Annotated in this window: 2 protein-coding genes; one reads left to right on the top strand and one right to left on the bottom strand. The window is 43.6% G+C overall.

The window, feature by feature from the left end; genetic code table 11:
- Positions 1-253: 253 nt before the first annotated feature.
- Entirely contained in the window at positions 254-1,930 is a 1,677-nt protein-coding gene (locus I2503_RS09075; protein ID WP_196967744.1) for an NFACT RNA binding domain-containing protein, read from the bottom strand.
- A 186-nt stretch (positions 1,931-2,116) separates the two neighbouring features.
- Here I2503_RS09075 and trpX point away from each other — a divergent pair, with 186 nt between their 5' ends.
- Entirely contained in the window at positions 2,117-3,130 is a 1,014-nt protein-coding gene (gene trpX / locus I2503_RS09070; protein WP_196967743.1) for a tryptophan ABC transporter substrate-binding protein, read from the top strand.
- Positions 3,131-3,540: the final 410 nt, after the last annotated feature.

Raw genomic sequence — 3,540 nt, 5'->3', positions numbered from 1 at the left:
TTCTAAGTTGAAAACTTACATAGAAAGACATTTATCAATCATTCGTCCAGGTCGGACGTTTGAAAGGCGACTGAAAAATCAATCAGTAGTAAGTTTCACCTATAGAGTATCATAATTTTTAAAAAAGATCACAAAAACCTTTATTTGGCGTGCACAAAAAGACCACATTTGAAAGTCTGATGTAATTATGAGCTTTCAAATGTGGTCTTATTCTAAATTCTAGGCCTTAACTTAATGACATTGGGCCCGAAGGTCAACCTTTTTTCGCTGCTTGACGCATGGATTCAATTTTTTCAGGATCTGGAGTGACGCGAAGGGTGGTTTGTCCGGTATAGGTGACAAAACCTGGGCGGCCACCTTTGGGTTTGTGAAGTTTTTTAACCGGCAGCATGTCGACTTGGATTAGGTTGGAATGGCGAGCCTTAGAATAATAAGCTGCTAGTTCGGCAGCATCTGTCTTAACTTCATCGGATGGGTCTGTGTTATTGGTGATGACCACGTGGCTGCCAGGGATGTCCTTGGCGTGGAACCAGAATTGGTCTTTCTTAGCCAGTTTGAAGGTCAGTTCATCATTTTGCAGGTTGTTGCGACCAACCAAAATCAGGGTTTCCTGATCACTAGCCAAGTAAGCTTCCGGCTTTTGCCGGCGAGCACGTTTATCTTGACGACTTCGTTTGAAGAGGCCAGCAGTTACTAGCTCTTCCCGCAGTTCGGGGATGTCTTCCAGTCGTGCTTCACCGAGTAAAAATTGGACTCCTTCCAGGTAGTTGGCCCATTCTTGGCTCTCTTCAATTTGTTGGTTGAGATGGCGAATGGCTTCCTTAAATTTCTGATAGCGCTTGAAGTAGCGTTGGGCATTTTGATTAGGCGTTAGGGCTTTGTCCAAGGTAATAGTGATTGGCTCGTCGGTATAGTAGTTGTGCAAGGTTACTTGATCTTGGTCATTTGGGACTTGACTGAGATAGGTGGTCAAGAGCTCTCCTTTTTGGCGATAGGATTCCGCCTTATCGGTGTCTGCCAATTCCTTTTCCAATTTTTCCAATTTGTCCAGAGTCTTTTTCAATTCTGAATCCACCCGACGAATAAGTTCGCCAGCCTGTTGTTGAACCCGATCTTTTTCGGCTTTTTCGGCAAAAAAGAAATCCAAGGTTTCAGATAAGGAGGAGAAGGACTGGTCTAAAGAGTCTGGAAAGGGAATTGGGGAGAAGGATTTGGTTGTCAAGCGTCCCTGACTTGGAGTCTGAAAGAAATGGCGGAAAGCATCGAGACGGGTCGAAGGAGAATCCTCCAACAGACTTTCTAGAGCTTGTGCGGTGTCCCGCCCCAATCCTTGAAATTGACCTTGTAGGGTCTTAGACTTGAGGTCAGTAGTCTGTAAAAAGGCGAAGAGTTCTTGGTCCTCAATGGTAAATGGATTGGCCCGCTCATCTGCTGGGGGTTGAATTGCCTGAGCGCCAGGGAGGATGGTTCTATAGGAGTTTTGACCAAAGCCAACGTGTTTAATAGCTTCTAAAATTTTGTTCTGGGATTGGTCCATTAATAAGATATTGCTGTGTTTTCCCATGAGCTCAATTTGCAAGATGGCCGCTTGACTGTCTCCAATCTCATCTTTATTTTGAGTGGTGATTCGGAGAACTCGATCGTTTTCAACTTGTTGGATATCTTGGATAATGGCCCCTTGCAGATGCTTACGGAGCACCATGATAAAGGTAGAAGGGTTGCTTGGGTTTTCAAAGGTCTGCTGGGTGAGTTGAATTCGGTTCATTGTCGGATGGACCGAAATCAGTAGGCGATGGTTCTTACCCTGGGACCGGATTTGGAGTATAAGCTCTTGGACAAAGGGTTGATTAATTTTTTGAATACGTCCGCCAATTAATTGAGTTGCTAATTCTTGTCTCATATGGTGGAGAAAAAATCCGTCAAAAGACATAGGAACCTCCTTGATTCTAGTCTTTTGATTATAGCAAAAAAAGTGCCAATAGAAAAAACTCTGACTTGACTTTTGCGTTATTCTTGCATAAACTGGGAGTAATTGATGCTGCTTGCACTTCGAATGAATGTTACTTATTTTTGAGATGTGTAAGTCTATGTTTAACGGATATGAGAAGGAGAATCTATGAAAAATAAAGCCTTATTGACGACCTTGTTGGCCTTTTTTGTACTCCTCGGAGTAGGAGTAGGGCAAGAACTAGGATGGTTCTCCTCTACAGGTCAGAGCCAAGCTGCCAAGGCAAAATTGGGAGTTCTTCAATTTGTTAGCCACCCTTCCTTGGACGAAATTTACCAAGGAATTCAGGCTGGATTGGAGGAAGAAGGCTATGGAGAGGAGAAGTTGGATATCCAATTTCTCAACGGCCAAGCTGACCAGAGTAAACTGACCTTGATGAGCCAACAATTGATTGAGGGAGGAAATCAGGTTCTCTTGGGAATTGCGACACCGGCGGTCCAATCCTTGGCCAATGCGAGTAAAGATTTGCCAATTATCATGGGAGCTGTTTCGGATCCAGTTGGTGCTAAATTAGTAGAAGATCCAGAACATCCAGGTGGCCTAGTGACAGGGGTTTCAGACCAAAACCCAGCAGTCCAACAGGTGGCTCTCATAAAGGAGCTAACACCAAATGTAAAAAAAGTTGGAGCCCTCTACTCTAGTGGCGAAGACAATTCTAAGTCGCAAGTTGCGGAGTTTAAAGAAGCTGCTGAAAAAGCAGGTTTAGAAGTCGTGGAACAGGCTGTTCCCTCGACCAATGAGCTCAATCAAGCTGTTGGAGTTTTAACCAGTAAAGTCGATGCCATTTGGGTTCCAATTGATAACACCATCGCCTCAGCCTTCTCCACGGTTGTAGCCGCAAACCAATCAGCTAAACTCCCTCTCTATCCAAGTGCAGGCGCAATGGTTGAAGCGGGTGGACTAGCTTCGGTTGTAGTGGATCAATTTGAACTTGGTCGAGCTACTGGAAAAATGACAGCTCGTGTTCTCAAGGGAGAAAAACCAGGGGACATTCCAGTTGAATTTTTCTCTCAAGGGAAACCAGTCCTTAATACCCAAGTCGCTCAAGAACTTGGGATTCGTATCCCAGAAGATATTAAAAAGGATGCTCAATTAGTGGAGATGAGTCAAACAGCAGAGTGATTCTTTTGTTGGGACTGGACAAATAATACTCGAAATAGTTCGAAATCTGAAAAGGCAATCCGATGAAGACAGAACTGAGGGTTCGGCGAAGAGGATTAACACATTCAGATTTTGAAATGTAATGAGTATAGTCTTTTAGTTTGCTTTTAGTACAAGGCAGCGAGTCGCAGGCAGTACTAAAGTACGGCAAGACGAGCTAACACAGTAATAAAAGACAAACTAAAAGAGTATATCATTTATTTGCAGAGGTTGGTACTATCTAGTCCAGCCTCTTTTTTCAACCAAAACTCCAAGCAGGCTTCGCCTGCTAACTCATGACGGAAAATTAGTTTAGGTATATAATAAAGATGAGCAATACAAATCCGTAAGTTTATTAGGGCTTTGCCGAGCCTGTAACTAAAACTGGATGA

Origin of the sequence: Streptococcus sp. NLN64 (genome assembly GCF_015831295.1) — a bacterium.
Taxonomy (GTDB): Bacteria; Bacillota; Bacilli; order Lactobacillales; family Streptococcaceae; genus Streptococcus.
This window is presented reverse-complemented; position numbering and strand designations above follow the sequence as displayed.